The organism is Salipiger bermudensis (genome assembly GCF_019801965.1).
Classification (GTDB): domain Bacteria; phylum Pseudomonadota; class Alphaproteobacteria; order Rhodobacterales; family Rhodobacteraceae; genus Salipiger; species Salipiger bermudensis_A.
The window spans coordinates 208,456-234,146 of sequence record NZ_JAHVIA010000003.1; the positions used below are offsets into that span (position 1 = coordinate 208,456).

The window sequence follows — 25,691 nt, forward strand, 5'->3', positions numbered from 1 at the left end:
GCTCATTCCTTCCGAATCCGGCCGAAATCCGGTGCGTCGGTGTCCTGCCCGGCCTGCAGGATGCCGCGCCGGATCTCGCGCGTATGGGTGAAATAGTCGAACAGCGTGTCACCGTCGCCGGTGCGGATCGCCCGCTGCAGTGCGAAGAGCTCTTCGGTGAAGCGCCCGAGGATCTCGAGCGAGGCTTCCTTGTTGGTCAGGAACACGTCGCGCCACATGGTCGGATCGGAGGCGGCGATGCGGGTGAAATCCCGGAAACCGGCGGCGGAGAACTTGATCACCTCCTGGTCCGAGACCCGGCGCAGGTCGTCGGCGACGCCCACCATCGTGTAGGCGATGAGGTGCGGAACGTGGCTCACCACAGCGCAGACCAGATCGTGATGGGCCGCTTCCATGCGCTGGGTGTTGGCGCCCAGCGCCTGCCAATAGGTCTCGAGCGCGGCGGTCGCCTCTTCCGAGGCATCCTCGGGGACGATCAGGCACCAGCGGTTGTCGTAGAGGGAGGCGAAGCCCGATTCGGGGCCGGAATGCTCGGTGCCCGCCATCGGGTGGGCGGGGACGAAATGCACGCCCTCGGGAATATGCGGGCCGACCGCCTCGATCACCGCCTTCTTGACCGAGCCGACATCGGTGACGGTGGCGCCGGGCTTGAGATGCGGCGCGATGGCCTCGGCCACCCGGCCCATCGCCCCCACGGGAACCGCCAGCACGATCAGGTCGGCATCCTTGACCGCCTCTTCGGCGCTGTCGCAGACCGTGTCGCACAGGCCGATGCGGCGCGCGGTCTCGCGGGTCTCGCTGCTGCGGGCATAGCCCGAGACATGCGTCGCCATCCCGGCCCGCTTCATCGCCCAGTACATCGACGAGGCGATCAGGCCGAGACCGATCAGGGCGACCTTGCCGTAGCTCATCGCGCGCCTGCCTTGAACAGCCCGATGCAATGCGCCACCCGGCGGCACGAGGCCTCGTCGCCCACGGTGATGCGCAGCGCGGCGGGCAGCTTGTAGCCGGTCACACGTCGCACGATGATGCCCTGGCTCTGCAGGTAGGTGTCGCAGGCGGCGGCCTCGTCGGGGCTGGTGAAGCGGGCCAGCACGAAATTCGCGGTCGAGGCATCCGACGGCACGCCATGCTCGGCCAGCGCCTCGGCCAGCCAGGCGCGCAGGCGGGTGTTGTCCTCGCGGCTCTTCTCCACATGCGCGGTGTCGCGGATCGCCGCCTCGGCAGCCACCAGCGCCACGTTCGACAGGTTGAAGGGCTGGCGGATGCGGGCCAGCACGTCGATGATCTCTTTCGGGCCGTAGCCCCAGCCGACGCGCATCCCGCCCAGCCCGTAGAGCTTGGAGAAGGTGCGGGTCATCACCACGTTGCCACGCGACTCGACGAGCTGCGCGCCACCGTCATAGCCCTCGACATATTCGGCATAGGCGCCGTCGAGCACGAGGATCGCCTGCGGCGGCAAGTTCTCGGCCAGCCGCTCGATCTCGGCCAGCCCGATCATCGTGCCGGTCGGGTTGTTGGGGTTGGCGATGAACACCAGCTTGGTGCGCTCGTTGCAGGCCGCGAGGATGTTGTCGACCGACACCACGCGCTCGGTCTCGGCCACCTCGACCGGCGTCGCGCCGACGGCGTGGGCGAGGATCTTGTACATGGCGAAGCCGTGCTCGGTGTGGATCACCTCGTCGCCCTCGCCGGCATAGGCGTGGCAGAGGATTTGCAGCACCTCGTCGGAACCGACGCCGCAGATGATGCGCTCGGCATCGAGCCCGTGCACCTCGGCGATGGCGGCGCGCAGTTCGGCATGGTCGGTCGAGGGGTAGCGATGCATCTCGTGGACGACGCGCTTCACCGCCTCCTGCGCGGCGGGAGAGGGCCCGAACGGGTTCTCGTTCGAGCTCAGCTTGACGACGTTCGACACGCCCGCGACGCTGGATTTGCCGCCCTCGTAGAGCGCGATTTCCATGATCCCGGGCTGCGGTTCGATACCAGCCATGATGCCACCTTACAGATACTGCCGCGCCCTTCTAGCCCGCGCCTTGCGGCATTGCCAGCCTAGACCAGCCCCACCGCTGGAGCCGAAGAATTTTCGTCCGAAAATTCTTGTGCGCCGGGGCTCAGACCACGACGTCGCGGCGCTCCTGCTCGCCGACCTCGAAGACCCGCTTGTAGCGCGCGATCTCGCTCTCGGGCCCCATCGCCTTGTTGGGATTGTCCGACAGCTTCACCGTGGGCTTGCCGTTGGCGCTCACCGCCTTGCAGACGAGGCTGAACGGCGCCAACCGGTCATCCGGCGTCAGGCCGCGGAAATCATTGGTCAGCAGGGTGCCCCAGCCGAAGGAAACCCGCACCCGGCCGGCAAACTGCTTGTAGAGCTCGAGGATCTTCTCCTCGTCGAGCCCGTCGGAGAAGATCACCAGCTTCTGGGTCGGATCCTCGCCGCGTTTCTTCCACCAGTCGATGGCGATCTCGGCGCCGCGCGCGGGATCGCCGCTGTCGATGCGGATGCCGGTCCAGCCCGCCAGCCAGTCCGGCGCGCGCTCGAGGAAGCCCTCGGTGCCATAGGTGTCGGGGAGGATGATGCGCAGGTTGCCTTCGTGCTCCTGATGCCAGTCGGCCAAGACGTCGTAGGGCGCACGCGCCAGCGCGGCGTCGTCCTCGGCCAGCGCGGCATAGACCATAGGCAGTTCGTGGGCATTGGTGCCGATGGCCTCGAGATCGCGGTTCTTGGCGATCAGGCAGTTCGAGGTGCCGGTGAAGCGATCGCCCAGCCCCTCGGTCATCGCCTGCACGCACCAGTCCTGCCAGAGGAAGCTGTGGCGCCGGCGGGTGCCGAAATCGGCGATCTTCACGCCGGGCTGCTCGCGCAGGCGCTCGATCTTCTCCCAGAGCTTGGTGGCGGCGCGGGCGTAGAGCACCTGGAGCTCGAACTTCTTCATGTCGTCGAGCACGGCGCGGCTGCGCAGCTCCATCAGCACCGCCAGCGCCGGGATCTCCCACAGCATGACCTCGGGCCAGGAGCCCTCGAAGGTCAGCTCGTACTGGTCGCCGACGCGCTCGAGGAAATAGGGCGGCAGGCGCAGCTTCTCGAACCACTCCATGAAATCCGGGCGGAACATCTGGCGCTTGCCGTAGAAGGTGTTGCCGCGCAGCCAGGTGCTCTCGCCACGGGTCAGCGACAGCGAGCGGATGTGGTCGAGCTGCTCGCGCAACTCGCCCTCGTCGATCAGCTTGGCGAGCGGAACGTGGTGCGAGCGATTGATCAGGCTGAAGGTCACCTGCACGTCGGGTCGGTTGTGAAACACCGACTGGCACATCAGCAACTTGTAGAAATCGGTGTCGATCAACGAGCGGACGATCGGGTCGATCTTCCACTTGTGGTTCCAGACTCGGGTGGCGATTTCCACTGGCGGTTCCTCATGCGCAACGTCGATGCCCCTGATACGCCATCCGCGCCAAGGGGTCCAAGCGCTTTCTCGAAAGGGTTTTTTCGCGCCCGGGCCGGATCAGGCCAGCGTCACGCCCGCCGCCGTCATTCCCTCACGCGCTGCCGCCAGAGAGCCGTCGAGGTCGATGCCCCGGCAGGCGGCCTCGTGGACCGTCACCTCAAAGCCCAGCTTCGCCGCATCCACGGCCGAGAAATTGACGCAGAAATCGGTCGCCAGCCCGACCAGCGTCAGTCGGCTGATGCCGCGCGTGCGCAGGTAGCCCTCGAGCCCGGTGGGCGTGGTCTGGTCATTCTCGAAGAAGGCCGAGTAGCTGTCGATCCCGGCGCGGAAGCCCTTGCGGATGATCAGCTCGGCGCGATCGGTGTCGAGCCCGGGGTGGAAGGCGGCGCCCGGGCTGCCCTGCACGCAATGGTCGGGCCAGAGCACCTGCGGCCCGTAGGGCATCTCGATCATCTCGAGCGGCGCCTTGCCGTCGTGCTGACTGGCGAAGGAGGAATGCCCCGCCGGGTGCCAGTCCTGGGTCAGGATCACCGCGTCGAAATCGGCCATCATGGCGTTGATCTTTGCCACGATCTCGTCACCGCCGGCCACCGCCAGCGCGCCCCCGGGGCAGAAATCGTTCTGGACGTCGATGATGACGAGCGCGTGCATGGCAGAGCCTCCTGATCGCTTTCGGCAGACCCTGACCCCGCCCGGAGGCGGGGTCAAGGCGAGGCTACGCGCTCACTCCGCCGCCTTGCGCGAAGGGGCGTCAGGCCAGGCGGTGTGATCGACGTCGAGATCCGGGAACTGCGCCGGATCGAAGACCGGCCGCGACACGCCCGCATCCACCTGGGCGCGGAAATCGCGGATCAGGCGCAGCGCGATCGGGAACATCATCATCAGCGCCAGCAGGTTGACGATGGCGAGGATGCCCATCAGCGGATCGGAGAAGTTGAACACCACCGTCGCCCCCGGCGCGGTGGCCCCGAGGAAGACGATGCCGATGATGGCGATGCGCAGGATCTGCAGCGCCATCGGCTTCTCGGTCATGAAGGTCAGCGCGTTCTCGCCGAGGTAGTAGTTGTACATGATCGAGCTGAACGAGAAGAGCAGGATCGCGAAGGTCAGGAAATACTGCGCCCAGTTGCCGACGTGATGCACCATGCTCTGCTGGGTCAGCGCCACGCCGTCCACGCCCTCGGCGCCGGGCTGGTAGACATCGCCGAGCAGGATGACGAATGCGGTGCAGGAGCAGATGATGATGGTGTCGATGAACACCGAGAAGCTCTGGGTGATGCCCTGGCTCACCGGGTGCAGGTTGTAGGCGGTGGCGGCCACGTTGGGCGCGGAGCCAAGACCGGCCTCGTTGGAGAACAGCCCCCGGCGCAGACCATTGGCCAGCGCCGCCCCCATGCCGCCCGCGACGGCCTCGCGGAAGCCGAAGGCGTTGGCGACGATGTCGATGATCACCGCCGGCAGGCTGGTGATGTTGAGCACGATGATCAGCAGCGCCATGCCGATATAGCCGATCGCCATCACCGGGATGATCACGTCGGCGGCCTTGGCGATGCGGTGGATGCCGCCATAGACGATGACCGCCGTCAGGATCGCCAGCACCGCGCCGGTGGCGACCCGCGGGATGCCCATGCTGTCGGCGGCGGCGCCGGCCACGGTGTTGCCCTGGAAGGCGTTGAAGCCGATGGCGAAGGAGGCGATCAGGCAGACCGCGTAGATCGCCGCCAGCCAGCGGTAATGGCTGCCGAGACCATGGATGATCGAGCGTGCCGGGCCGCCACGATAATCGCCGCTGGGTCCGGTGCGCTTGAAGACCTGCGCCAGCGTCGCCTCGATCAGGCCCGAGGCCATGCCCACGAGCGCGATCACCCACATCCAGAACACCGCGCCGGGGCCGCCGGCGGTGATCGCCACCGCCACGCCGGCGATGTTGCCGCCGCCCACTCTGCCCCCGACCGAAACAAACAGCGCCTCGCGGGCGCTGATGTGGGACGGATCGTTGGTGTCGCTGCCCGAGGTCAGCACGCCGAACATCCGCTTGAAGAATCGGAACTGCACGAACCCGCTCGCCGCGGTGAAGAACACGCCGAGGATCACAAGGAAGGGCACCAGCGCCCAACCCCAGGTCAGATCATTGATTGCATTGAATATCGTATCCAGAAACCCCATCAGCACGATCCTTCATCTGTTCTGGCCACACAACGTGAAGGAGAACCCCCACAGCCAGACCCTACGCCTTTGACGGTCGCGCCCGAAAGCGAAAAGCGCCCTGTTTGCGCCAGTTTCCCCATAAGAAACGGCAGCTTGACCGATCCCGGGCGCTCTGGCGCGGGGCGCGCCATCCTGTCCGCTTGCGCGTGGCGCGGGCTTGGGCCTATGTCTCCGCCCATGTTTACCGTCTGCGCCCTCTACCACTTCACCCGCTTCGATGCCCCCGACGCCCTGCGCGCGCCACTGCTCGAGCTCTGCCGCGCCGAGCAGGTCACCGGCACGCTGTTGCTGGCCGGCGAAGGCATCAATGGTACCATCGCCGGGCCGCGCGCCGGCATCGACGCGGTGCTGGCGCATATCCGCGCCCTGCCCGGCTGCGAGGGGCTCGAGTGGAAGCTCTCGAGCGCACAGGAACGGCCGTTTGCCCGCATGAAGGTGCGGCTGAAGCGCGAGATCGTGACGATGGGCCAGGCCGATGTCGATCCGCGCGCGCAGGTCGGCCACTATGTCGAGCCCGCCGACTGGAACGCGCTGATCCGCTCGCCCGACGTGGCGGTGATCGACACCCGCAACGATTACGAGGTCGCCATCGGCACCTTCGAGGGCGCGGTGGACCCGCAGACCGAGAGCTTCCGCGATTTCCCCGCCTGGTGGGAGGCCAACAAGGAGCGCTTTCACAACAAGCGCATCGCGATGTTCTGCACCGGCGGCATCCGCTGCGAGAAATCCACCAACTGGCTGATGGGCCAGGGGGTCGAGGAGGTCTATCACCTCAAGGGCGGGATCCTGAAATACCTCGAGGAGGTGCCGGCGGAGGACAGCAGCTGGCAGGGCAGCTGCTTCGTCTTCGACGGGCGAGTCTCGGTCGAGCACGGTCTTCGCGAGGGGCCGCACCTGCTCTGCCACGCCTGCCGCCGCCCCATCCTGCCCGAGGATCGCGACCGCCCCGAATACGAGCACGGCGTCTCCTGCCATCTCTGCATCAACGAGACCTCGGAGGAGGACAAGGCGCGCTTCCGCGAGCGCCAGAAGCAGATCGCGCTGGCCCGTGCCCGCGGGGAGCGCCACCTGCACGCCGATGTGCCCGAGAACGATCCCGAGCTCTGATCGCGCGCGGCCTTTGCGGCTCTGGCAGCTCTACCGCGTCGGCCCACTCTGGTAGCCCTGCCGCGTCCGGCGCCTCTGGCGGCACTGATGGCTCGGGCGGTTTTGGCACTGCTGGCGGCTCTGGCACCGCGGGCGGCTCTGCCGGTTCTGGCGCGGCTAGAAGTAGCTGCGCACCAGCGCTCCAGCGAGCAGCGACCAGCCATCGGCGATGACGAAGAAGGCCAGCTTGAACGGCAGCGACACGATCGCCGGCGGCACCATCATCATGCCCATCGACATTAGGATCGCCGCCACCACGAGGTCGATGATCAGGAAGGGCAGGAAGATCAGGAAGCCGACCTGGAAGGCACGGGCGATCTCGGACAGCATGAAGCTGGGGATCAGCAGCGACAGAGGCGCCTCGGGCCGCAGCGTCTCGCCCCGGGCATCCGGGCGCAGATCGGCGATGCTCGCGAAGGTATCATCATCGGTGCGTCCGGCCATGAAGCCGCGGAACGGCACCAGCGTGCGCTCCACCCCCTCCTCGACGCTGATCTCCTCGTCGATCAGCGGCCTGAGCCCATCCTGCCAGGCGGCGGTGAAGGTCGGCTCCATGACGAAATAGGTGAGGAACAGCGCCAGGCTGACGATCAGCATGTTGGGTGGCGACTGCTGCAGCCCCACCGCCTGCCGCAGGATCGCGAAGACGGTGACGAGGAAGGGGAAGCAAGTCACCATGATGGCGATGCCGGGCGCCAGGCTCAGCAGGGTGATCAGCGCGATAAGCTGGATCGAGGTCGCGGTGAGCGAGCCGCCCTCGCCGAGATCGAGCCGCAGCTCCTGCGCGGCGGCACCCGTGGCCAGGATCATCAGGATCAACGCCGTGAGAGCCGTGCGCCGCATCGGTCAGCTCGGGCTCCGGAAGTCCACGACCTCTGTGAGACGCACCGCGAGCTGGCCGTTCTCGCCACCATCGACCACCTCAAGCGCACCGATGCCGATCAGCCGGTCACCGACATAGAGCTCGACCGGATCCTCGAGCCGCTTGTCCAGCGTCAGCACCGAGCCGGCGCCCAGCTTCAGCAGATCACGCACAAGGGGGCGGGCGCGGCCCACCGAGACAGTGATCTCGATCGGCACCGCGGTGAAGGGAGTGGCGGCCTCCGGCCGCGTGCTATCGGTCTGCTCAGCCATGGGCCGCCTTCCTCCGGTTGTCCTGCACGAATGCCTGCACCGCCTCGCTCACCTCCTGTACGAGCCCGCCGAGATCGACCTGCGTTTCGCTCTCGCTAAAGCGGATATCGGCCTGCCCCTCCGCCAGCGTCGGGTCCTCCACCAGGGAGAGCGGGAAGCCGAACTCCATCTCGATCAGCGGCGCCACCGAGGTGGACGCCCCGGGGGCCACGGCAATCACCACGTCGAGCCGCCCGATCTCGGCCGCCATGGCGCGCAGCTGCTCGGCAAGATGCAGGCCCAGCGTCTCCTGCAGGGACGCCGGCAGCAGCTTGGCGACGACCTCCTCGAGCAGCGGCGAGATGCCGTTCAGAACCTGTCTGCAGGCTTCATGATAGGTGAAGGACAGGTCCTGCAGGTTCTGGGCAAAATCGCTGGCGATGCGCAGCTGATCGTCGCTCTGCGCATTGATTGCGTCATCCCAGCCGGCGCGGTAGCCGCCATCGAACCCTTCGAGCTTGGCGGCCTCCAGCGCGCTCTCGTCGTGCAGCCCGGCAACCGGCGCGCGCGCGGGCGCGACGCCGAAATCCTCGAGAAACTCCGCCAGCCCAGTCATCTCGCCTCCTCCGTCCGGTCTTCGCCCTCGTCGAGCCAGCTGCGCAGGATCTCGACCGTCTCGCTCTTGCGCTCCTCGATCAGGCTGCGCAGGCGATCGACCGGATCCTCCTCGGCCGGGCTGTCGAAATCGACCATGCCCATGCCACCGAAGCCGCCGTCACCCCCCAGCGCCGGCAACCCGCCGAAATCGCCGCTGCCATCGTCGATCTCGCCATCGAGCGCGGAACCCGCCTCGAAGCCCTCCGCGCCGCCCCCGCCGGGCAGTGCCAACGCGCCGCCAGCCGCGCCGGGCAGGGCCGCCTGCGCAGGGGCGGTGAGGATCGGGCGCACCACGAAGAGCCCGAGGATCAGCGCCACCACGGCCAACACTCCGATCTGGATCAGAGTCATCGGATCGAGCGGCATGCTGAACCATCCCGGCTCCAGCGGGCCGGTGCCAAGCCCCTCGGGGCGCTCGAAGGGCATCGAGCGGATGGTGATCTCATCGCCGCGCTCCTCCTCGAAGCCCACGGCGGAAGCCACCAGGTCACGCAGCGCCGCAAGCTCTTCGTCCGGCAGCGGCGAGAATTGCTCGGTGCCATCGGCGCCGGGCGCCAGCGTGCCATTGACCAGCACCGCCACGGTCAGCCGCTTGATGGCCCCCGGCGCGCGGGTCACCTCGCGCATGGTTTCGGAGACCTCGTAATTCACCCGCTCGCGGGTCTCGCTGCTCTGGCTCTGCGAATTGCCGCCGCCGCCAGCATCGCCCTCCGGGAGGTTCGAGGCGACGGTGACATCGCCGCCACCGCTATCCTGCGAGGTGCTGCTCTCTTCCTCGGTATCGGTGGAGATCACCACGCGCCCCTCGGGATCGAACTGGCGCTGGCGGATGGTCTCGCTCTCGGTCACCGTGTCGACGCTGACCTCGACCACGGCATTGCCGAGGCCGACCCGCGCCTCCACGAGCCGTTGCACGCGGTCGCGCAGCAGCGCCGCGCGATCCTCCGCCGTGGGGCCGGCGCCGGGCTCGTCCTCCGCGCCGATGAGCCCGCCCTTGCCGTCGATCACCGCCACGTCCTCGGGCATCAGCCCGGGCACCGCGGAGGCGACGAGATATTTCAGCGCCCGCGCCTGTACCGGCGACAGCACGTCGCCATTGGTGGTGACGGAGATCGAGGCCGATGGCGAGACGTCGCGCTGAAACGGATTCGCAGTGGAATTGGCGATGTGCACCCGCGCGGTGGCGATCATCGGACTGGCGACGATGGTGCGCGCCAGCTCGCCCTCCTTGGCGCGCCAATAGGCGGCGTCGAACATCTGAGAGGTGGTGCCGAAGCCGGACAGCCCGTCGAGCAGCTCGTAGCCCTGGTTGGAATTGGCGGGCAAGCCCTCGCTCGCCAGGGTCATGCGCAGCGAATCGCGCTGCATGTCGGGCACGAGGATGGCGCCGCCGCGCACCTCGTAGGGGATGCCGCGCGCTTCCAGCGCCGCCACCACCTCGCCCGCGGCCCCCTGTTCGAGCCCGGCATAGAGCAGCGCCATCGATGGCTGCGAGGCCATGCGGCCCATCGTCAGGACCGCCGCGATCGTGGCCAGCGTCGCCACGATGACCATCAGCCGCTGGCGCCCCGCGAGAGACCCCCAGATTGTCGCGAGCTGCTGCAAGACCAACCTCCGTTCCGACCGTTCTGCCCGGTAGCCGCATCAATGGAGCATCAGACTTAACAATCGGTTAGTTTCTGTATGGCTATATCGGCGGCGAATGAACGAGAGGTCCGCCATGACCGATGCCACGGCCGACGCCCCCGCCGAGGACGAGGGTACGCCGCCAAAGAAAGGGTCGAAACTGCCGCTGCTGATCGGGCTGGTCCTGGCGCTTGCCGGGGGTGGCGGCGGCTTTCTCGCCGCGTGGTCGGGCCTGCTGCCCTTCGGGGGCGGCCACGCGCCGTCCGAAGCGGGCGACGGCGATTCGGGGCATGGCGACGGGCATGGCAGCGATCCGCCGCTGCCGATGCCTGACACCAATGTCGCCTTTGTCGAGCTGCCGCCGCTGACCATCTCGATGGGAACGATGGCGAATCTGCACCATCTGAGGTTTCGCGCCAGCCTCGAGGTGCCGCCGCAATATGCCGCCGAGGTGGAGACGCTCTCGCCACGGGTGATCGACGTATTGAACAGCTACCTTCGGGCGCTGCGGCCGGAGGATATCGAGGCGCCGGGCGCATTGATCCGGCTGCGCTCGCAGATGCTTCGGCGGCTGCAGATGGTCGCCGGCGAAGACCGCGTGCGCGACCTGCTGGTGCTGGAATTCGTGCTCAACTGACGGGGGACCGGAATGAACCTGATCGCCGACATCCTTCTCGCCGCCGGCGCGCTGGGCGCAGGCTTCTACTGTTTCGTCCTGTCGCGCCGCCTGTCGCGATTCACCGATCTCGAAAGCGGTGTCGGCGGAGCGGTGGCGGTGCTGTCGGCGCAGGTGGATGACCTGACCCGCACGCTCGGCGCCGCACAGACGACGGCGGGAGAGGAGACCGCGCAGCTCGAGGCCCTCACCAAGCGGGCGGAGGAGGCCGGGAAGCGGCTCGAGCTGATGCTGGCCTCGCTGCATGACCTCCCCGAACAGCCGCCGCCCGCCAAGGCCGAGTCGGAGTCGAGATTCGTTCGCCATCCCGGAGCATCACGATGAGATCGTTGCTGCGCAGATCGAAGCCCGCACGCCGCAAGCGGGGCATCGGGGTCCTCGCGGTCATCGGCGGGCTGCTCATCGCGTCAGCCCTGGCCAGGATCGGCATGCAGGCCGGGGCGGCGCTTGCCCTCGAAGACCCCGCGGCAGCCAGCCACGAGGCCACCGCACAGGAGACAGGCCAGGCGCATTCGCCCCCGGCGCATACCGAGGGCCCGGAGAGTACGCCGGATCACGGCGCCGCCGATACCGATCTCACGCCGATCCTCGAGGCGCTGAAGGCGCGCGAAGCGCGCGTCGCGAAGCGCGAATCGGATCTGCGGGCGCGCATGCAGGCGCTCTCCGTCGCCGAAGCCGAGATCGATCGCCGGATGCGCGCCATGGAGGAGGCCGAGCGCCGGCTGCGCGAAACCCTGGCGCTGGCCAAGACCGCGGCAGAAGATGATGTCGCCCAGCTGACGCAGGTCTACGCCACGATGAAGCCGAAGCAGGCCGCGGCGCTCTTCGAGGAGATGGAGCCGGATTTCGCGGCTGGCTTCCTTGGGCGGATGCGGCCAGACGCGGCGGCGGCGATCATGGCCGGTCTCAGCCCGCAGAAGGCCTATACGATCAGCGTCATGTTGGCCGGACGGAATGCCGGCGCGCCCCGGGAATGAATCGCCTCAGCCCACCCGTCCGGCGAAGGCCGCGATCTCGGAGGCCGGCAGCGCGCCCGACTGCCGCGCCGCCTCGCGGCCCTTGCTGAACCCGATCATCGTGGGAATTCCCCTGATGCCAAAGGCACTTGCCGCCGCAGGCTCGGCCTCTGTGTTGAGCTTCACAAGCCGCGCGCGGCCCTTGACGCCCTGCGCCGCCTTGGAGAATTCCGGCGCCATCATCCGGCACGGGCCGCACCACGGGGCCCAGAAATCCACCACCAGCGGCAGACCGTCGGTCCGGATTGCCTTTGCCAGCGTCGCCGCATCGATCTCATGCGCCTTGCCGTCGATCAGCGCCGCGCCGCAGGTGCCGCATTTCGGGCCCGCCGAAAGCCGATCCTCCGGCACCCGGTTTGCCTGACCGCATTCAAAACAGACCAGTTTGACCATCCCGCTCTCCACAGTCATATTCCATGATCATCATATGTGGTCCCCACGCCATTGTGACAATCCCCCGTGGAAACACGGCATTGCTTTCACGTTGAAGGTGATGAGAATGAATGCGCTGTCCAAATGAGGTCCGAGTCTTGCCCATGATCACCCGTCGCAAATTCGTCGCCAGCGCCGCCGCCGGCACCGCTCTCGCCGCCGCAGCGCCCGCCCTCGCCTTCGAGGTCGATCCGAAATTCCGGCCCCAGCAGGTCGGCATCAAGAACACGCTGTCGCCGGGGCAGATCCTGATCCTGCCGCGCGCGCATTTCCTGTATTACGTCACCGCACCGGGTCAGGCGATCCGCTACGGCGTCGGCGTCGGCCGCGCCGGTCTGGAATTCACCGGCGACGCGATCATCCAGGTCAAGAAGGAATGGCCGACCTGGCGCCCCACCGACGAGATGATCCAGCGCGAGCCGTCGACCTACAGCAAGTTCGTCAACAACGACTACGTGCAGCCGGGCGGCCCGAGCAATCCGCTCGGAGCGCGCGCGCTCTACCTCTTCCAGAATGGCCGCGACACCTTCTTCCGCATCCACGGCACCACGGCGCCGGAATCGATCGGTCGCTCGGTGTCGAACGGCTGCATCCGGATGCTGAACGAACACGTCATCGATCTTTACAACCGTGTTCCTGTGGGAACCCCGGTCACCGTGCTCTGACCAAGACCAACCGACTGACAGATAAAGCAAAGCCGGCGCGCCACCCAGTGCGCCGGCTTTCTTTTACCCACCAAATGAGACACGCATAGGTTGCAAATGTTGCGAGAATTGGTCCGGTATGGCCGTGGGCCGGCCACATTCCCGCCGGATTCGAAGCGCTAGATACCCCCATAGACGACGTAACCAGCACCACATTTTAAGGAGTGTCAGATGGCGGTTATTGCAATTCTCTTGGGCAGCGTTTTTGGCCTGATCGGAGCCCTCACCAGCTGGCTCGCCTTCGACGTCTCCTTCGGTTCCGCCGTCCTGCTCTACTTCGCAACCGCGCTCAGCTTCGGCCTGCTGCCGGTGATCGCGACCGCGCTCCGCGGCAACGACGACACCCGCGCCCTTGCCGCGAGCCCGGCACAGTAAGCCCTCTTCTCCGTGCGTCGGGCGGCGCTCAGTCGCCGCTCTGGATGCGCGAGATCAGCTCTTCGACCGACGGCCCCATCGCCTCGACGATCAGAGCCACCCCTTCGGCGTTCGGATGAATGCCGTCCCCCTGCATCATCCCCGCCGCGTCCTGCGGCGTGCCGCCCTCGGGCAGGATGCCTCGGAAGAAATCCGGATAATACAGCGTGTCATAGGTCTCGGCGAGCTCGGGATAGATCGCGTCGAACGTGGCCTTGTAGTCGGCCCCGTAATTGCCCGGCGCAGTCATGCCCACCAGCAAGACCTCGATTTCCTTCGCCTCCGCGACCTCCAGAATCCCCTCGAGATTGGCCCGCGAGGTCTCGGGCGGCAGGCCGCGCAGCAGATCGTTGCCGCCAAGCGCCACGATCATGCCCTCGATTTCCGGCGTCAGAGACCACTCCACGCGCGACAGGCCACCGGCGGTGGTGTCGCCCGACACGCCGCCATTGACCAGCCGGACGTCATGGCCACGCTCCGCCAGCCAGGCCCGCATCTGCGGCACGAAGCCCTCGTCCTCGATCAGACCGTAGCCCTGCGTGAGGCTGTCGCCCAGCGCCAGAAGGTGCACCGTCTCGGCCGCCGCGGGCAGCGCCGGGGCTCCGCAGAAGACAACCAGTCCCGCCAGCGCCTTGTTGCGCCACGCGGGGAACCCATATGTAAGCGAACGCATCATTTTCCGGACGCTCCTTCATGCCTGATCCCGTCATTGCCCTGAAAGATGTCACACTCAGCCTGCGCGGCAATGCCGGAATGGTGGAAATCCTCCACGGCATCTCGCTGGAGGTGGCCAAGGGCGAGACGCTGGCGCTGATCGGACCCTCGGGTAGCGGCAAATCCTCGCTGCTGATGGTGATGGGCGGGCTCGAGAGCGCCAGCTCGGGCACCGTCTCGGTGCTGGGCAGCGACCTGACCGCGATGGACGAAGACCGCATGGCGCGCTTTCGCCGCGATCACATGGGCGTGGTGTTCCAGAGCTTCAACCTGATCCCGACCATGACCGCGCTGGAAAACGTCGCCACGCCGCTGGAGCTGGCCGGCGACCGCGAGGCCTTTGCCAAGGCCGAGGCGGAGCTCGAGGCGGTCGGCCTTGGCCACCGCGCCGATCACTACCCGGCGCAGATGTCGGGCGGCGAGCAGCAGCGCGTGGCGCTGGCCCGCGCCTCCGCGCCGCGCCCGGATGTGCTGCTTGCCGACGAGCCCACCGGCAATCTCGACGGCAAGAACGGCGACGCGATCATGGATCTGCTCTTTGGCCTGCGCGACCGCCACGGCGCCACGCTGGTGCTCGTCACCCACTCCAACACTCTCGCGCAGCGTTGCGACCGGGTGGTGCGGCTGACCGACGGCACCGTCGCCGGCGAGGTGGCGAGGGCCGCCGAATGAGCCTTGCCATCTCGGCCCGCTTCGCCCGCCGCGAGCTGCGCGGCGGCCTGCGCGGCTTCCGCATCTTCCTCGCCTGCCTGACCCTCGGCGTCGCCGCGATTGCGGGTGTCGGCTCGGTGCGCTCGGCGATCCAGGCCGGGCTTGCCGATCAGGGTGCCATCCTGCTCGGCGGCGACGCGCAGGCGGAATTCACCTACCGCTTCGCCTCCGAGGAAGAGCTGGCCTGGCTCGAAGGCGTCTCGACGGCGCTCTCCGAGATTACCGATTTCCGCTCCATGGCGGTGGCCGAGACCGTGTCCGGCCCCGAGCGCGGGCTGACGCAGGTGAAATCGGTTGACGATGCCTATCCGCTGCTGGGCGAGATGGTGCTCGACCCTCCGATGCCGCTGGCGCAGGCGCTCGATGGCGGCGATTTCCCCGGCGCGGTGATGGCGCCGGTGCTGGCCGATCGGCTGGGCCTCGTCCCCGGCGACAGCTTCCGCCTCGGCACCCAGGACTTTACCCTAAGCGCCATCATCGTCACCGAGCCCGACGATGCCGGCGACGGCTTCGGCCTCGGCCCCCGCACGCTGGTGCGGACCTCCGATCTCGAGGGCTCCGGCCTGCTCGCCCCCGGCTCGCTCTACGAGACCGAGTACCGCATGCTGCTGCCCGAGGGCGCCGATCTCGACGCGCTCAAGGCGCAGGCCGAGGACCGTTTCCGCGACACCGGCATCCGCTGGCGCGATTCCCGCAACGGCGCGCCGGGGGTGGCGCGGTTCGTCGACCGGCTGGGCAGCTTCCTCGTGCTGGTCGGGCTCTCCGGCCTCGCGGTCGGTGGCATCGGGGTCTCTGCGGCGGTGCGCTCCTACCTCGCGCGAAAGACGCCGGTGATCGCGACGCTGCGCACCCTCGGTGCCAGCCGCGGCGTGATCTTCCAGACCTATTTCCTGCAGATCGGCGCGCTCAGCCTGCTCGGCATCGCGCTCGGCCTGATCCTCGGCGCCGGCGTACCGCTGATCTTCGCCCCGCTCATCACCCAGTCGCTGCCAATCCCGGTGCTCTTCACGCTCTATCCCGGCCCGCTGCTCGAGGCTGCGATCTACGGCGTGCTGACGGCGCTGCTCTTCACCCTCTGGCCGCTGGCCCGCACCGAGGAGGTCCGCGCCGCCGCCCTGTTCCGCGACGCGCTCGACAGCGCCCGCGCTCTGCCCGCCGCGCGCTACCTCGTGGCCACCGCCCTGCTGGTCGCGCTGCTCGTGGGCGTGGCGATGCTGTTCTCCGGCGATCCCCGCATCACCCTTTGGACCGCCGGCGGCATCCTCGGCGCGCTGCTGATCCTCGCCCTTGCCGCCACCGGCATTCGCGCGCTGGCCCGCCGCGCCACCGGCGCCGCCCGCGGCCGTCCGGTCTGGCGCTGGGCGCTTGGCGCCATCGGCGGCCCGCGCGAGACCGCGGCCTCGGTGGTTCTGTCGCTCGGGCTGGGCCTCTCGGTGCTCGCCGCCATCGGCCAGATCGACGGCAACCTGCGCGCCGCGATCAACCGCGACCTTCCCGAGATCGCGCCGTCCTATTTCTTCGTCGACATCCAGCCGAACCAGATCGACGGCTATCTCGCGCGTCTCGAGGGCGATGAAGCCGTGAGCCGCATCGACACCGCGCCGATGCTGCGCGGCGTGATCACCGAGATCAACGGCGTGGACGCGCAACAGGTGGCCGGAGATCACTGGGTGGTCCGCGGCGACCGCGGCATCACCTACGCCGCGCAACCGGACGCGCGCACCATCATCACCGAAGGCGAGTGGTGGCCCGAGGGATATGACGGCCCGCCGCAGATCAGCTTCGCCCGCGAGGAGGCCGAGGAGATCGGCCTTTCCCTGGGCGACGAGATCACCTTCAACGTGCTCGGCCGCGACATCACCGCCACGATCACCAGCTTCCGCGACGTGGATTTCTCCACCGCCGGCATCGGTTTCGTGATGACGCTGAACCCCGCCGCCCTGCAGGGCGCGCCGCACACCTTCATCTCCACGGTCTATGCCGAGCCCGAGGCCGAGGCGCAGATCCTGCGCGATCTCGCCTCCGCCTATCCCAACATCACCGCGATCCGCGTGAAGGACGCCATCGACCGCGTGGCCGAGCTGCTCGAGGGCGTCGGCAGCGCCATCCGCTGGGGCGCCGCGGCGACGCTGCTCACCGGCTTCCTCGTGCTGATCGGCGCGGCGGCGGCGGGAGAGGGCGCGCGCACCTACGAGGCGGCGGTGCTCAAGACGCTGGGCGCCAGCCGGGCCCGCATCCTGCAGAGCTTCGCCCTGCGCTCGGCGCTTCTGGGCGCCGGCGCCGGCATCGTGGCGCTCGGCGCCGGCATCCTCGGCGGCTGGGCGATCAGCCGCTTCATCATGGAGACCGATTTCGCGGTGATGTGGCCCTCGGCGCTCGGCATCATCGCCGGCGGCGTCATCGCCACGCTGCTGGCCGGGCTCGGCTTCGCCTGGCGGCCACTTTCCGCCCGTCCTGCCCGGGTCCTGCGGGCGCGCGAATAGGCAGCCTTGCACCCCGGCGCAGCCGCTGGCAAAGCCCGACACACACCCTGGCTGACCAAGGACCCGAGCGATGAGCGACACCCTCCCGATGCCGGTCTCGACCCTGAGCAAGGCGCAGCGCAGTTCGATCCTCAACCTCGTGCGCCGCGCCGCCCGGGCCGAGATCCTGCCCCGCTTCCGCAATCTCGAGAGCGGCGAGATCGACCAGAAGAAGAACCACCAGGACCTGGTGACAGAGGCCGACCGCGCCGCCGAGCGGATGATCGCCCGCGGCCTGCTGGCGATGTTTCCCAACGCGCTGATCGTCGGCGAGGAAAACGTCGCCGCCCACCCCGAGGTGCTCGACAAGGTGGCCGGCGCCGAGCTCGCCTTCACCATCGATCCGGTCGACGGCACCTGGAACTACGCCCACGGTCTGACAACCTTCGGAGTCATCGTCTCGGCGCTGCGCTTCGGCACCCCGGTCTTCGGCCTGATCTACGATCCGGTGATGGACGACGTGGTGCTGGGCGAGGCCGGCGGCCCGGCGGAGCTGGTCATGCCCACCAGGCGCAAGCGCCGCACCCTCTCGGTCTCCGACGGCGGCCCGGTCCAGGAGCTGCAGGGCTACCTGCCGCTCTACATGCTGCCCACCGACAAACAGGCCGAGATGGCCGCCCTCCTGCCCCGCTTCGAGCGTGTTCTGTCGCTGCGCTGCTCGGCCCACGAGATGCGCATGCTGGCGCAGGGCCACGTGGATTTCGTGCTCTCCGCCGGGCTCACCCCCTGGGATCACGCCGCGGGCGCCCTGCTCTGCCAGTTGGCCGGCGGCCATGTCGCCATGCTCGACGGCTCCGAGTACAACGCCGCAAAGCGCGACGGCTACCTGCTCTGCGCCTCTGACCCCGCCACCTGGGGCCGCATCCGCGACACCTTCGCCTTCCTCCTCGACCTGCCCGCCCCCTGACCGGGCCCACCAGAGACCGGCGCCCCTGCTTCTTCTGGCCCAAAATATCCCGGGGAGCGCGAGGGGCTGGCCCCTCGCTCCGGCGCCCGAAACCCCACGCCACCGCCCGGGCAAACGCCCCTCCCGACGGGCCGCCAACGAAAAGGCCCCGCCCTCCCAACCGGCGAGCGGGGCCGCTGCTTCTTCTGGCCGGAAATATCCCGGGGAGCGTGAGGGGCTGGCCCCTCACTCAGGCGCTCTCACACCCTACTCCGCCGCTTCGGCATAGTCGCTCATCGGCGGGCAGGTGCAGACGAGATGCCGGTCGCCATAGGCATTGTCGACCCGGTTGACCGGCGGCCAGTACTTGTCGACCCGGAACGCCCCCGGCGGGAAGCAGCCCTGCTCGCGCGAGTAAGGCCGATCCCAATCGCGCACGAGATCCTCCATCGTGTGCGGCGCGTGTTTCAGCGGGTTGTTCTCCGCGTCGATGCGCCCCTCCTCGATGTCGCGGATCTCCTCGCGGATCGCCAGCAGCGCGTCGCAGAACCGGTCGAGTTCGGCCTTGGTCTCCGATTCCGTCGGCTCCACCATCAGCGTGCCCGCCACCGGCCAGCTCATGGTCGGCGCGTGGAAGCCGCAATCGACGAGTCGCTTGGCGATGTCTTCCACCGTGACCCCGGCGGATTTCTCGAACGGGCGCACGTCGAGGATGCACTCATGCGCCACCCGGCCCTGCGGCCCGGTGTAGAGGATCTCGTAGGCCCCCGAGAGCCGCGTCGCGATGTAGTTGGCGTTGAGGATCGCCGACCGCGTCGCCTGCGTCAGCCCCTCGCCGCCCATCATCAGGATGTAGCCCCAGGAGATCGGCAGCAGCGAGGGCGAGCCGAAGGCCGCGGCCGAGACCGGCCCCGCCACGCCGCCTTTCAGCGGATCCGACGGCAGGTGCGGCACCAGATGCGCCTTGACGCCAATCGGCCCCATGCCGGGGCCGCCGCCGCCATGCGGGATGCAGAAGGTCTTGTGCAGGTTGAGATGGCTCACGTCGCCGCCAAGATCGCCCGGCCGCGACAGCCCCACCATGGCGTTCATGTTGGCACCGTCGATATAGACCTGCCCGCCATGCTCGTGGGTGATGGCGCAGACCTCCTTCACCGTCTCCTCGAAGACGCCATGGGTCGAGGGGTAGGTGATCATGCAGGCGGCCAGCGTGTCGCTGTGCTTCTCCGCCTTCTCGCGGAAATCGGCGAGGTCGATCGAGCCCAGATCGTCGCATTTCACCGGCACCACCTTCCAGCCGACCATCTGCGCCGAGGCCGGGTTGGTGCCATGGGCGTTGACCGGGATCAGGCAGACATTGCGCTGGCCCTCGCCGCGCGCCCTCTGCCACGAGGCGATGGTCAGCAGGCCGGCATATTCGCCCTGCGCGCCCGAGTTCGGCTGCATCGAGAAATCGTCGTAGCCGGTGATGGCGCAGAGCTTCGAGGACAGGTCCGCGATCATCTCCGCGTAGCCCTTCGCCTGGTCGGCGGGGGCGTAGGGGTGCAGCTCGGCGAACTCGCGCCAGCTCACCGGCATCATCTCGGCGGCGGCGTTGAGCTTCATGGTGCAGGAGCCCAGCGGGATCATCGCACGGTCGAGCGCCAGGTCGCGGTCGGCCAGCCGGCGCATGTAGCGCATCATCTCGGTCTCAGCGCGGTTCATGTGGAACACGTCGTGGGTGAGATAGTCGCTCTGGCGCAGCAGCGCGTCGGGCAGACGGTAGTCACCCTGCCCCTCATCCTTGCGCACGAGGCCGAAGGCCCGCCACACCGCCTCGATCTGCGCCGGGCGGGTGGCCTCGTCGAGGGTGATGCCGATCTTGGTCTTGCCGACGCGGCGCAGGTTGATGCCCTCCTTCACCGCCGCCTGCAGGATGCCTTTCTGCAGCAGCCCGACCTCGACGGTCAGCGTGTCGAAGAACGCCTCCGGCTGCACCTCGTAGCCCGCATCCTCGAGCCCCTTGGCGAGCCGCGCGGTCTTGAGATGGATGCGCTGCGCAATGGCCTTGAGCCCACTCGGCCCGTGGAACACTGCGTAAAAGCCCGCCATCACCGCCAGCAGCGCCTGCGCCGTGCAGACATTCGAAGTCGCCTTCTCGCGGCGGATATGCTGCTCGCGGGTCTGCAGCGCGAGGCGATAGGCGCGGTTGCCCAGCGCGTCGACCGAGACGCCGACGATGCGGCCCGGCATGGCGCGCTTGTAGGCATCCTTGGTGGCCATATAGGCGGCGTGCGGGCCGCCATAGCCCAGCGGCACCCCGAAGCGCTGGGTCGAGCCCACCGCGATATCGGCGCCCATCGCGCCCGGCTCCTTCACCAGGCACAGCGCCATGATGTCGGCGGCAACGATGCCGATGGCCTTGGCCTCGTGCAGCGCTTCCATCTCGGCCGAGAAATCGCGCAGCCCGCCATGGGTGCCGGGATACTGGAAGATCGCGGCAAACACCTTGTCGGCCTCGAGCCCTTCCGGCGCGCCAACGATCACCTCGATGCCCAGCGGCGCGGCGCGGGTCTGGATCACCGCGATGTTCTGCGGATGGCAGTTCTCATCGACAAAGAACGCATTGGCCTTCGACTTGGCAACCCGCTTGGCCATGGTCATCGCCTCGGCGCAGGCGGTGGCCTCGTCGAGCAGCGATGCGTTGGCGACCTCGAGCCCGGTCAGGTCCGACACCATGGTCTGGTAGTTCAGCAGCGCCTCGAGCCGCCCCTGCGAGATCTCGGGCTGGTAGGGCGTATACGCCGTGTACCAGGCCGGGTTCTCGAAGATGTTGCGCTGGATCGCCGGCGGGGTGATCGTGTTGTGATAGCCCTGCCCGATCAGCGAGGTCAGCACCTTGTTCTTCTCGGCCACCTCCTGCAGGCGCCAGAGCATCTCGCGCTCCGACAGCGGCGCGCCGAAATCGAGCGGCTCGGCCTGGCGGATGCCCTCCGGCACGGTCTGCGCGATCAGCGCGTCGAGATCCGCCACCCCCAGCGCCGCGAACATCTCGTCCATCTCGGCGGGCGACGGGCCGATATGGCGGCGATTGGCAAAGTCATAGGGCTGGTAGTCAGTGGGCGTGAAGGCCATCTCTCACCTCTTGCAGCGCGGCGGACAGGGCGCACCGCTGTGCTTCTCTACGTTTCAAATACTCAAAATCCGGCCACGCCCGTCCCGCGCAGAGGCCGGGACGGGGGCAGGATCTCGTCTTTCGGGCAGCCGTGCCAGCCGTCGCCAGGGACGGCCGGCGCGCGGCATCAGCCCACGAACTTCTTGTAGGCGGCTTCGTCCATCAGCTCGTCGAGCACCGAGAGATCCTCGATCTTGAGCTTGAAGAACCAGGCGTCGCCCTCCGGGTCCTCGTTGACCTTGCCGGGATCGTCGACCAGCGCCTCGTTGACCTCGACGATCTCGCCATCGACGGGCGCAAGGATGTCGGAGGCGGCCTTGACCGACTCGATCACCACCACCTCGTCATCCTTGCTGACCGTGGTGCCGGCCTCGGGCAGTTCGACGAAGACCACGTCGCCAAGCTGCTCGGCGGCGTGGCTGGTGATGCCCACCACGACAAGATCGTCCTCGACGCGCAGCCATTCATGTTCTTCGGTGAATTTCATCTCGCTGGATCCCTCTTGTCAGCGCTTGTAGCTTTGTTTCACGTGCGGCAGCGTCACCACCTCGACAGGCAGACGCTTGCCGCGCACCTCTCCGTAAAGACGCGTGCCCGGCGTGGCCCGTTCCGAGGGAACATACCCCATCGCCACCGGGCCGCCCACCGTCGGGCCGAAGCCGCCAGAGGTGATGCGCCCGACCGGCGCGCCGCCGGTCTCGTTTTCGAAAAGCTTGATCCCCTCGCGCATCGGCGCGCGGCCCTCGGGCTTCAGCCCGACGCGGACGCTCGGCGCGCCGCTGGCGATCTCGGGGAGGATAATGTCGGCGCCGGGGAAGCCCCCCGCACGCTCGCCATCGGCGCGCCGGACCTTCTGGATCGCCCAGAGCAGGTTGCCCGCCGCCGGCGTGGTGGTGGTGTCGATGTCGTGGCCATAGAGGCAGAGCCCGGCCTCGAGCCGCAGCGAATCCCGCGCGCCGAGCCCGATCGCATCGACCGCCTCCTGCGCCAGCAGCGCCTCGGCCAGAGCCACCGCCGCGCCTTCCGGCACCGAGATCTCGTAGCCGTCCTCGCCGGTATAGCCCGAGCGCGAGACCCAGGCCTCGACACCCATGAGCTCGACGGTGGCGACATCCATGAAGCGCATCTCCGCCACCGCCGGGTTCAGCGCGGCGAGCGCCGCTTCGGCGCCTGGCCCCTGCAGCGCCAGCAGCGCGCGGTCCTCGATATACTCGATCGAGACGCCCTTCGGCTCGAGCCCGGCGCGCAGTCGCGCGACATCGGTCTCCTTGCAGGCGGCGTTGACCACGAGGAACAGGTGATCGCCGCGATTGGCGATCATCAGGTCATCCTCGATGCCGCCCTGATCGTTGGTGAACAGCCCGTAGCGCTGCCGGCCCTCGGCCAGCGCTGCGACCGACACCGGCACCAGCGTCTCAAGCGCCAGCGCCACAGCCTTGGGATCGTCGCCGCGCAGGATCACCTGCCCCATGTGGCTCACATCGAAGAGCCCGGCGGCTGCACGCGTGTGCAGGTGCTCTTTCATCACGCCGAGTTTGTACTGAACCGGCATATCGTAACCGGCAAACGGCACCATCTTCGCGCCAAGCGCGAGGTGCAGGTCGTAAAGTGGCGTGCGTTTCAGCTCGTCCATGCGCTCTCACATCCCTCTGGCCCGGATGTGGCGCGTGGCGCAGCCCCGGACATTCCGTCACGCGGGCCGATCCCGCGCGTGAAATGCCCCCTCTGTCCGTTAGCCTGAGATCGTTATCCCTTCGGCGGGCGCGGTCCCCCGCGCCACTCTCCAGAGTTCTGTCACCGCAAAGGTCCGTGGGCCTGAGAGTTTCCGGGGCGGTTGCTCCTTCGGCACCGGCGATGCCGGTTCTCCCTCTGCGATGGCACTCAAGCTACGATGTTTGTCACTGGGCTGCAAGGACCGGGTCGACCTTGGCCATCGCACAGCGCCCCTCGGGGGCGAGAATGTCCATCAGCGGAGCATTGTCGCAGATCAGCGTGTCGAGGGTGATCGGGTCGAGCGTGGCGTAGAAGGCATTGGCCGCGTCGCTGAGCGCGATCTTCAGCCGGCAGGCCTCGGTCAGCGGGCAGGTGTTGTCGACATCGGCGAAGCACTCGGCCAGCGGCACCGGCGCCTCGAGCGCGCGGAACACGTCGCCGACGCGGATCTGCTCGGCCGGGCGCGCCAGCTCGAGCCCGCCGTTGCGGCCGCGCTGGGTGTGCAGGTAGCCCAGCTGCGCGAGCTGGTTGATGACCTGCGCGAGATGGTTTTCGGAGGCGTTGCATCGCTTGGCGATCTCGGATTTGGTCACCAGACGACCGGCGTTGGCCGCGCAATGCATCAGGACACGAACGGCGATGTTGGTTCTTTTTGTGACGCGCACAGCCCGTCCTCCATGTTCAAAGGATGCGGGAGTTATACATGATTAAGGAAATATCGATTTGACATACATCAATCCGGGACCGGCAAAACTAGTATGAGCAGCGCTTTTTTCTTCGGTTACGGCTCGCTTGTGAACCGCCTGACCCATGGCTTCACCCCGGCCCACACCGCCCGCGCCCGCGGCTGGCGCCGGGCCTGGCGCTGGACCGAGGCGCGCGAGGTCGCCTATCTCACCGCGATCCCCGACCCGGGCTGCGAGATCGAGGGGCTGATCGCGCCGGTGCCGCCGGATGGCTGGGCGGCGCTCGACCTGCGCGAACATGCCTATGACCGGCTCGATGCGCTGCACAGCGTCAGCCACGCCGCTCCCAGCGTCGAGCAGCTGGCGATCTACGCCATCCCCCCGGAGCGCATCTTCCCGCCCGATGCCCACCACCCGGTGCTGCTGAGCTATCTCGACGTCGTGGTTCAGGGCTACCTGGCCGAGTTCGGAGCCGGGGGCGCCGACCGCTTCTTCGCCACCACCACCGGCTGGGAGGCCCCAATCCTCGATGACCGCGCCGCGCCGCGCTACCCGCGCGCCCAGGCGCTCAGCGATGAAGAACGGCGCTTCGTCGATGACCGGCTGGCCGGGCTCGGGGCACGGAAGGTGGCGGCGTGATGATCTCGAAGACCCTGCTGCTGCTGCGCCGGGTGGCGCGCAACCTCACCGCGCGGGTGCTGTTCGGCGCCGTGCTGGCCTTTGCGATGGCGTTCCTGTCGCCGCTGTTCGAGCCGCTGCTGCCCGATGAATGGGAGATCAAGATCGGCCCCGATGCGGTGATCCCGATCCTCAACATCCTTGCCACGACGATGCTGACAGTGACCACCTTTTCGCTCTCGGTGATGGTCCAGGCCTACCAGGCCGCCGCCAGCCAGGCGACGCCACGCGCCTACCGGCTGCACCTCTCCGACACCACGACCCACACCGTCCTGGCGGTGTTCACCGGGGCGTTCCTCTACGCGCTGACCGCTCTGGTGATGTTCCGCGCCGGGCTCTATCCAGACAATGCCGCGGTGATGATCCTCGGGGTGACGGTGCTGGTGATCGTGGCGATCATCGTCTCGATCCTGCGCTGGATCGAGCATCTGAGCACGCTGGGCAGCATGGACGACACCCTCCAGATGGTCGACCGGCAGGCCCGCGAGCCGCTCTACAACGCGCTCAAGCGCCCCGCCCTCGGCGGGCTGCCGGTGGCGCCGGATGCCGAGATCCCCGACGCCGCCTGGCCGCTGCCCGCGCCGTCGAGCGGCTACCTGCAATTCGTCAACATGGAGGCGCTGAACGATGCGCTGGCCGAGGCCGGCGCCTCGATCACCCTGCGCATCTCGCCCGGCGCGCATCTGTTGAAGGGCGCGCCGCTCGGCTGGGTGCTGGGCGAGGTCGAGGACCGCGACGCGCTGACGAACTGCTTCACCTTCGGAGAGATTCGCACCGCCGAACAGGATGCGCGCTTCGGCGTGGTGGTGTTGAACGAGACGGCGGTGCGGGCGCTGTCGCCGGGGATCAACGATCCGGGCACCGCGGTCGACGTGGTGCATCGTCTTGCGCGGCTGTTCTCCGAGGCGGAGCCGCCGAAGGCGCAGCCGCCGCAATTTCCGCGCATTGAGGCACCTGCCCTGACTGCGACGCAGCTGATGGAAGACGGGTTCGAGCCGCTGATCCGCGCCGGGGCCGGCCACCCGGAGGTGATCGGCACGGTCCTGGATACGCTGGGCGCGCTCGAGCACGCCGAGTGGCGCGACCTGGCGCAGGCGGCACGGCGCACCCGCGCCTACGCGCTGCACCACGCGCAGGAGAGCATCGAGGTGAAGGAGGATCGCGACGCGCTGGCGCGTCGCGTCTGAGG

General features: G+C 68.1%; 26 protein-coding genes and 1 riboswitch. Of the genes, 11 read left to right on the top strand and 15 right to left on the bottom strand.

Annotated features, from left to right (window positions below; all coding sequences use genetic code 11):
- Positions 1-2 precede the first annotated feature (2 nt).
- The 5 genes from KUV62_RS07995 to KUV62_RS08015 form a co-directional block, all read right to left on the bottom strand.
- Positions 3-911: a prephenate/arogenate dehydrogenase family protein gene (locus tag KUV62_RS07995; RefSeq protein WP_222603164.1), complete on the bottom strand. Its 909-nt coding sequence runs from the start codon at positions 909-911 to the stop codon at positions 3-5.
- Positions 908-1,993, bottom strand: coding sequence for a histidinol-phosphate transaminase (hisC, locus tag KUV62_RS08000; protein ID WP_261395456.1), 1,086 nt, complete (start codon positions 1,991-1,993; stop codon positions 908-910). Before hisC ends, KUV62_RS07995 begins: the two co-directional genes overlap by 4 nt.
- Positions 1,994-2,114: 121 nt before the next feature.
- Positions 2,115-3,404, bottom strand: a complete 1,290-nt coding sequence (pncB, locus tag KUV62_RS08005; protein ID WP_222603165.1) for a nicotinate phosphoribosyltransferase — start codon at positions 3,402-3,404, stop codon at positions 2,115-2,117.
- Positions 3,405-3,503: 99 nt separating this feature from the next.
- The gene (gene pncA / locus KUV62_RS08010) at positions 3,504-4,097 is read right to left on the bottom strand and encodes a bifunctional nicotinamidase/pyrazinamidase (RefSeq protein WP_222603166.1); all 594 of its coding nucleotides are present in this window, start codon (positions 4,095-4,097) and stop codon (positions 3,504-3,506) included.
- 72 nt (positions 4,098-4,169) lie between these two features.
- Positions 4,170-5,612, bottom strand: coding sequence for an alanine/glycine:cation symporter family protein (locus KUV62_RS08015; RefSeq protein ID WP_222603167.1), 1,443 nt, complete (start codon positions 5,610-5,612; stop codon positions 4,170-4,172).
- 219 nt (positions 5,613-5,831) lie between these two features.
- Between KUV62_RS08015 and KUV62_RS08020 the strand changes: the two genes are divergently transcribed.
- Positions 5,832-6,761: a rhodanese-related sulfurtransferase gene (locus tag KUV62_RS08020; protein WP_222603168.1), complete on the top strand. Its 930-nt coding sequence runs from the start codon at positions 5,832-5,834 to the stop codon at positions 6,759-6,761.
- A gap of 156 nt (positions 6,762-6,917) precedes the next feature.
- Here KUV62_RS08020 and fliP read toward each other — a convergent pair whose 3' ends face one another.
- Genes fliP through fliF form a run of 4 tightly spaced genes read right to left on the bottom strand, consistent with a single transcriptional unit; the run spans position 6,918 to position 10,175 of the window.
- Positions 6,918-7,643, bottom strand: a complete 726-nt coding sequence (gene fliP / locus KUV62_RS08025; RefSeq protein WP_222603169.1) for a flagellar type III secretion system pore protein FliP — start codon at positions 7,641-7,643, stop codon at positions 6,918-6,920.
- A 3-nt stretch (positions 7,644-7,646) separates the two neighbouring features.
- Positions 7,647-7,934 (bottom strand): FliM/FliN family flagellar motor switch protein, encoded by a 288-nt coding sequence (locus KUV62_RS08030; RefSeq protein ID WP_222603170.1) that lies wholly within the window; start codon positions 7,932-7,934, stop codon positions 7,647-7,649.
- A complete protein-coding gene (locus tag KUV62_RS08035; RefSeq protein WP_222603171.1) occupies positions 7,927-8,529 on the bottom strand; it encodes an ABC transporter ATP-binding protein in 603 nt (200 codons plus the stop codon). The genes KUV62_RS08030 and KUV62_RS08035 overlap by 8 nt, the downstream gene beginning before the upstream one ends.
- Positions 8,526-10,175 (bottom strand): flagellar basal-body MS-ring/collar protein FliF, encoded by a 1,650-nt coding sequence (gene fliF, locus KUV62_RS08040; RefSeq protein ID WP_222603172.1) that lies wholly within the window; start codon positions 10,173-10,175, stop codon positions 8,526-8,528. Before fliF ends, KUV62_RS08035 begins: the two co-directional genes overlap by 4 nt.
- Positions 10,176-10,290: 115 nt before the next feature.
- Between fliF and fliL the strand changes: the two genes are divergently transcribed.
- Genes fliL through KUV62_RS08055 form a run of 3 tightly spaced genes read left to right on the top strand, consistent with a single transcriptional unit; the run spans position 10,291 to position 11,849 of the window.
- Complete coding sequence (gene fliL / locus KUV62_RS08045) at positions 10,291-10,833, top strand: flagellar basal body-associated protein FliL (protein ID WP_222603173.1); 543 nt, start codon at positions 10,291-10,293, stop codon at positions 10,831-10,833.
- Positions 10,834-10,845: 12 nt separating this feature from the next.
- The gene (locus tag KUV62_RS08050; RefSeq protein WP_222603174.1) at positions 10,846-11,196 is read left to right on the top strand and encodes a hypothetical protein; all 351 of its coding nucleotides are present in this window, start codon (positions 10,846-10,848) and stop codon (positions 11,194-11,196) included.
- Complete coding sequence (locus KUV62_RS08055) at positions 11,193-11,849, top strand: MotE family protein (protein ID WP_222603175.1); 657 nt, start codon at positions 11,193-11,195, stop codon at positions 11,847-11,849. Before KUV62_RS08050 ends, KUV62_RS08055 begins: the two co-directional genes overlap by 4 nt.
- 6 nt (positions 11,850-11,855) lie before the next feature.
- On the opposite strand, the gene trxC is transcribed toward KUV62_RS08055, so the two are convergent.
- Positions 11,856-12,281 (bottom strand): thioredoxin TrxC, encoded by a 426-nt coding sequence (gene trxC, locus KUV62_RS08060; RefSeq protein ID WP_222603176.1) that lies wholly within the window; start codon positions 12,279-12,281, stop codon positions 11,856-11,858.
- A 143-nt stretch (positions 12,282-12,424) separates the two neighbouring features.
- On the opposite strand from trxC, the gene KUV62_RS08065 reads away from it, so the two are divergent.
- Together KUV62_RS08065 and KUV62_RS08070 are read left to right on the top strand one after the other, a co-directional pair.
- Entirely contained in the window at positions 12,425-12,985 is a 561-nt protein-coding gene (locus KUV62_RS08065; RefSeq protein ID WP_222603448.1) for a L,D-transpeptidase, read from the top strand.
- Between the two features lie 210 nt (positions 12,986-13,195).
- Positions 13,196-13,399: a hypothetical protein gene (locus tag KUV62_RS08070; protein ID WP_261395457.1), complete on the top strand. Its 204-nt coding sequence runs from the start codon at positions 13,196-13,198 to the stop codon at positions 13,397-13,399.
- Positions 13,400-13,427: 28 nt separating this feature from the next.
- Here KUV62_RS08070 and KUV62_RS08075 read toward each other — a convergent pair whose 3' ends face one another.
- The gene (locus KUV62_RS08075; protein ID WP_222603177.1) at positions 13,428-14,114 is read right to left on the bottom strand and encodes an arylesterase; all 687 of its coding nucleotides are present in this window, start codon (positions 14,112-14,114) and stop codon (positions 13,428-13,430) included.
- A 17-nt stretch (positions 14,115-14,131) separates the two neighbouring features.
- On the opposite strand from KUV62_RS08075, the gene KUV62_RS08080 reads away from it, so the two are divergent.
- From KUV62_RS08080 to KUV62_RS08090, 3 genes are all read left to right on the top strand, one after another.
- Positions 14,132-14,824 (top strand): ABC transporter ATP-binding protein, encoded by a 693-nt coding sequence (locus KUV62_RS08080; protein ID WP_222603178.1) that lies wholly within the window; start codon positions 14,132-14,134, stop codon positions 14,822-14,824.
- A complete protein-coding gene (locus KUV62_RS08085; protein ID WP_222603179.1) occupies positions 14,821-17,346 on the top strand; it encodes an ABC transporter permease in 2,526 nt (841 codons plus the stop codon). Before KUV62_RS08080 ends, KUV62_RS08085 begins: the two co-directional genes overlap by 4 nt.
- 70 nt (positions 17,347-17,416) lie before the next feature.
- Positions 17,417-18,292 (top strand): inositol monophosphatase family protein, encoded by an 876-nt coding sequence (locus KUV62_RS08090; protein ID WP_222603180.1) that lies wholly within the window; start codon positions 17,417-17,419, stop codon positions 18,290-18,292.
- A gap of 246 nt (positions 18,293-18,538) precedes the next feature.
- On the opposite strand, the gene gcvP is transcribed toward KUV62_RS08090, so the two are convergent.
- From gcvP to KUV62_RS08110, 4 genes are all read right to left on the bottom strand, one after another.
- Positions 18,539-21,385, bottom strand: coding sequence for an aminomethyl-transferring glycine dehydrogenase (gene gcvP / locus KUV62_RS08095; protein WP_222603181.1), 2,847 nt, complete (start codon positions 21,383-21,385; stop codon positions 18,539-18,541).
- A gap of 167 nt (positions 21,386-21,552) precedes the next feature.
- The gene (gcvH, locus tag KUV62_RS08100; protein WP_222603182.1) at positions 21,553-21,912 is read right to left on the bottom strand and encodes a glycine cleavage system protein GcvH; all 360 of its coding nucleotides are present in this window, start codon (positions 21,910-21,912) and stop codon (positions 21,553-21,555) included.
- A gap of 18 nt (positions 21,913-21,930) precedes the next feature.
- Positions 21,931-23,058 (bottom strand): glycine cleavage system aminomethyltransferase GcvT, encoded by a 1,128-nt coding sequence (gene gcvT / locus KUV62_RS08105; protein ID WP_222603183.1) that lies wholly within the window; start codon positions 23,056-23,058, stop codon positions 21,931-21,933.
- Between the two features lie 160 nt (positions 23,059-23,218).
- A riboswitch (glycine riboswitch) is annotated at positions 23,219-23,304 on the bottom strand.
- 19 nt (positions 23,305-23,323) lie between these two features.
- On the bottom strand, positions 23,324-23,803 hold the full coding sequence (locus tag KUV62_RS08110; protein ID WP_222603184.1) for an RrF2 family transcriptional regulator: 480 nt from the start codon (positions 23,801-23,803) through the stop codon (positions 23,324-23,326).
- A 93-nt stretch (positions 23,804-23,896) separates the two neighbouring features.
- Here KUV62_RS08110 and KUV62_RS08115 point away from each other — a divergent pair, with 93 nt between their 5' ends.
- Positions 23,897-24,463 carry a gamma-glutamylcyclotransferase gene (locus KUV62_RS08115; RefSeq protein ID WP_222603185.1) on the top strand — a complete coding sequence of 189 codons (567 nt, stop codon included), beginning with the start codon at positions 23,897-23,899 and terminating at the stop codon, positions 24,461-24,463.
- On the top strand, positions 24,463-25,689 hold the full coding sequence (locus tag KUV62_RS08120) for a DUF2254 domain-containing protein (protein WP_222603186.1): 1,227 nt from the start codon (positions 24,463-24,465) through the stop codon (positions 25,687-25,689). The genes KUV62_RS08115 and KUV62_RS08120 overlap by 1 nt, the downstream gene beginning before the upstream one ends.
- The last annotated feature ends 2 nt before the right edge of the window (positions 25,690-25,691 follow it).

What these genes read in the sequence shown, in the direction of transcription:
- KUV62_RS07995 (WP_222603164.1), bottom strand. Translation starts at nt 911, where the DNA reads ATGAGCTACGGCAAGGTCGCCCTGATCGGTCTCGGCCTGATCGCCTCG.
- hisC (WP_261395456.1), bottom strand. Translation starts at nt 1,993, where the DNA reads ATGGCTGGTATCGAACCGCAGCCCGGGATCATGGAAATCGCGCTCTAC.
- pncA (WP_222603166.1), bottom strand. Translation starts at nt 4,097, where the DNA reads ATGCACGCGCTCGTCATCATCGACGTCCAGAACGATTTCTGCCCCGGG.
- KUV62_RS08015 (WP_222603167.1), bottom strand. Translation starts at nt 5,612, where the DNA reads ATGGGGTTTCTGGATACGATATTCAATGCAATCAATGATCTGACCTGG.
- KUV62_RS08020 (WP_222603168.1), top strand. Translation starts at nt 5,832, where the DNA reads ATGTTTACCGTCTGCGCCCTCTACCACTTCACCCGCTTCGATGCCCCC.
- fliP (WP_222603169.1), bottom strand. Translation starts at nt 7,643, where the DNA reads ATGCGGCGCACGGCTCTCACGGCGTTGATCCTGATGATCCTGGCCACG.
- KUV62_RS08030 (WP_222603170.1), bottom strand. Translation starts at nt 7,934, where the DNA reads ATGGCTGAGCAGACCGATAGCACGCGGCCGGAGGCCGCCACTCCCTTC.
- KUV62_RS08035 (WP_222603171.1), bottom strand. Translation starts at nt 8,529, where the DNA reads ATGACTGGGCTGGCGGAGTTTCTCGAGGATTTCGGCGTCGCGCCCGCG.
- fliL (WP_222603173.1), top strand. Translation starts at nt 10,291, where the DNA reads ATGACCGATGCCACGGCCGACGCCCCCGCCGAGGACGAGGGTACGCCG.
- KUV62_RS08050 (WP_222603174.1), top strand. Translation starts at nt 10,846, where the DNA reads ATGAACCTGATCGCCGACATCCTTCTCGCCGCCGGCGCGCTGGGCGCA.
- KUV62_RS08055 (WP_222603175.1), top strand. Translation starts at nt 11,193, where the DNA reads ATGAGATCGTTGCTGCGCAGATCGAAGCCCGCACGCCGCAAGCGGGGC.
- trxC (WP_222603176.1), bottom strand. Translation starts at nt 12,281, where the DNA reads ATGGTCAAACTGGTCTGTTTTGAATGCGGTCAGGCAAACCGGGTGCCG.
- KUV62_RS08065 (WP_222603448.1), top strand. Translation starts at nt 12,425, where the DNA reads ATGATCACCCGTCGCAAATTCGTCGCCAGCGCCGCCGCCGGCACCGCT.
- KUV62_RS08070 (WP_261395457.1), top strand. Translation starts at nt 13,196, where the DNA reads ATGGCGGTTATTGCAATTCTCTTGGGCAGCGTTTTTGGCCTGATCGGA.
- KUV62_RS08075 (WP_222603177.1), bottom strand. Translation starts at nt 14,114, where the DNA reads ATGATGCGTTCGCTTACATATGGGTTCCCCGCGTGGCGCAACAAGGCG.
- KUV62_RS08080 (WP_222603178.1), top strand. Translation starts at nt 14,132, where the DNA reads ATGCCTGATCCCGTCATTGCCCTGAAAGATGTCACACTCAGCCTGCGC.
- KUV62_RS08085 (WP_222603179.1), top strand. Translation starts at nt 14,821, where the DNA reads ATGAGCCTTGCCATCTCGGCCCGCTTCGCCCGCCGCGAGCTGCGCGGC.
- KUV62_RS08090 (WP_222603180.1), top strand. Translation starts at nt 17,417, where the DNA reads ATGAGCGACACCCTCCCGATGCCGGTCTCGACCCTGAGCAAGGCGCAG.
- gcvP (WP_222603181.1), bottom strand. Translation starts at nt 21,385, where the DNA reads ATGGCCTTCACGCCCACTGACTACCAGCCCTATGACTTTGCCAATCGC.
- gcvH (WP_222603182.1), bottom strand. Translation starts at nt 21,912, where the DNA reads ATGAAATTCACCGAAGAACATGAATGGCTGCGCGTCGAGGACGATCTT.
- gcvT (WP_222603183.1), bottom strand. Translation starts at nt 23,058, where the DNA reads ATGGACGAGCTGAAACGCACGCCACTTTACGACCTGCACCTCGCGCTT.
- KUV62_RS08115 (WP_222603185.1), top strand. Translation starts at nt 23,897, where the DNA reads ATGAGCAGCGCTTTTTTCTTCGGTTACGGCTCGCTTGTGAACCGCCTG.
- KUV62_RS08120 (WP_222603186.1), top strand. Translation starts at nt 24,463, where the DNA reads ATGATCTCGAAGACCCTGCTGCTGCTGCGCCGGGTGGCGCGCAACCTC.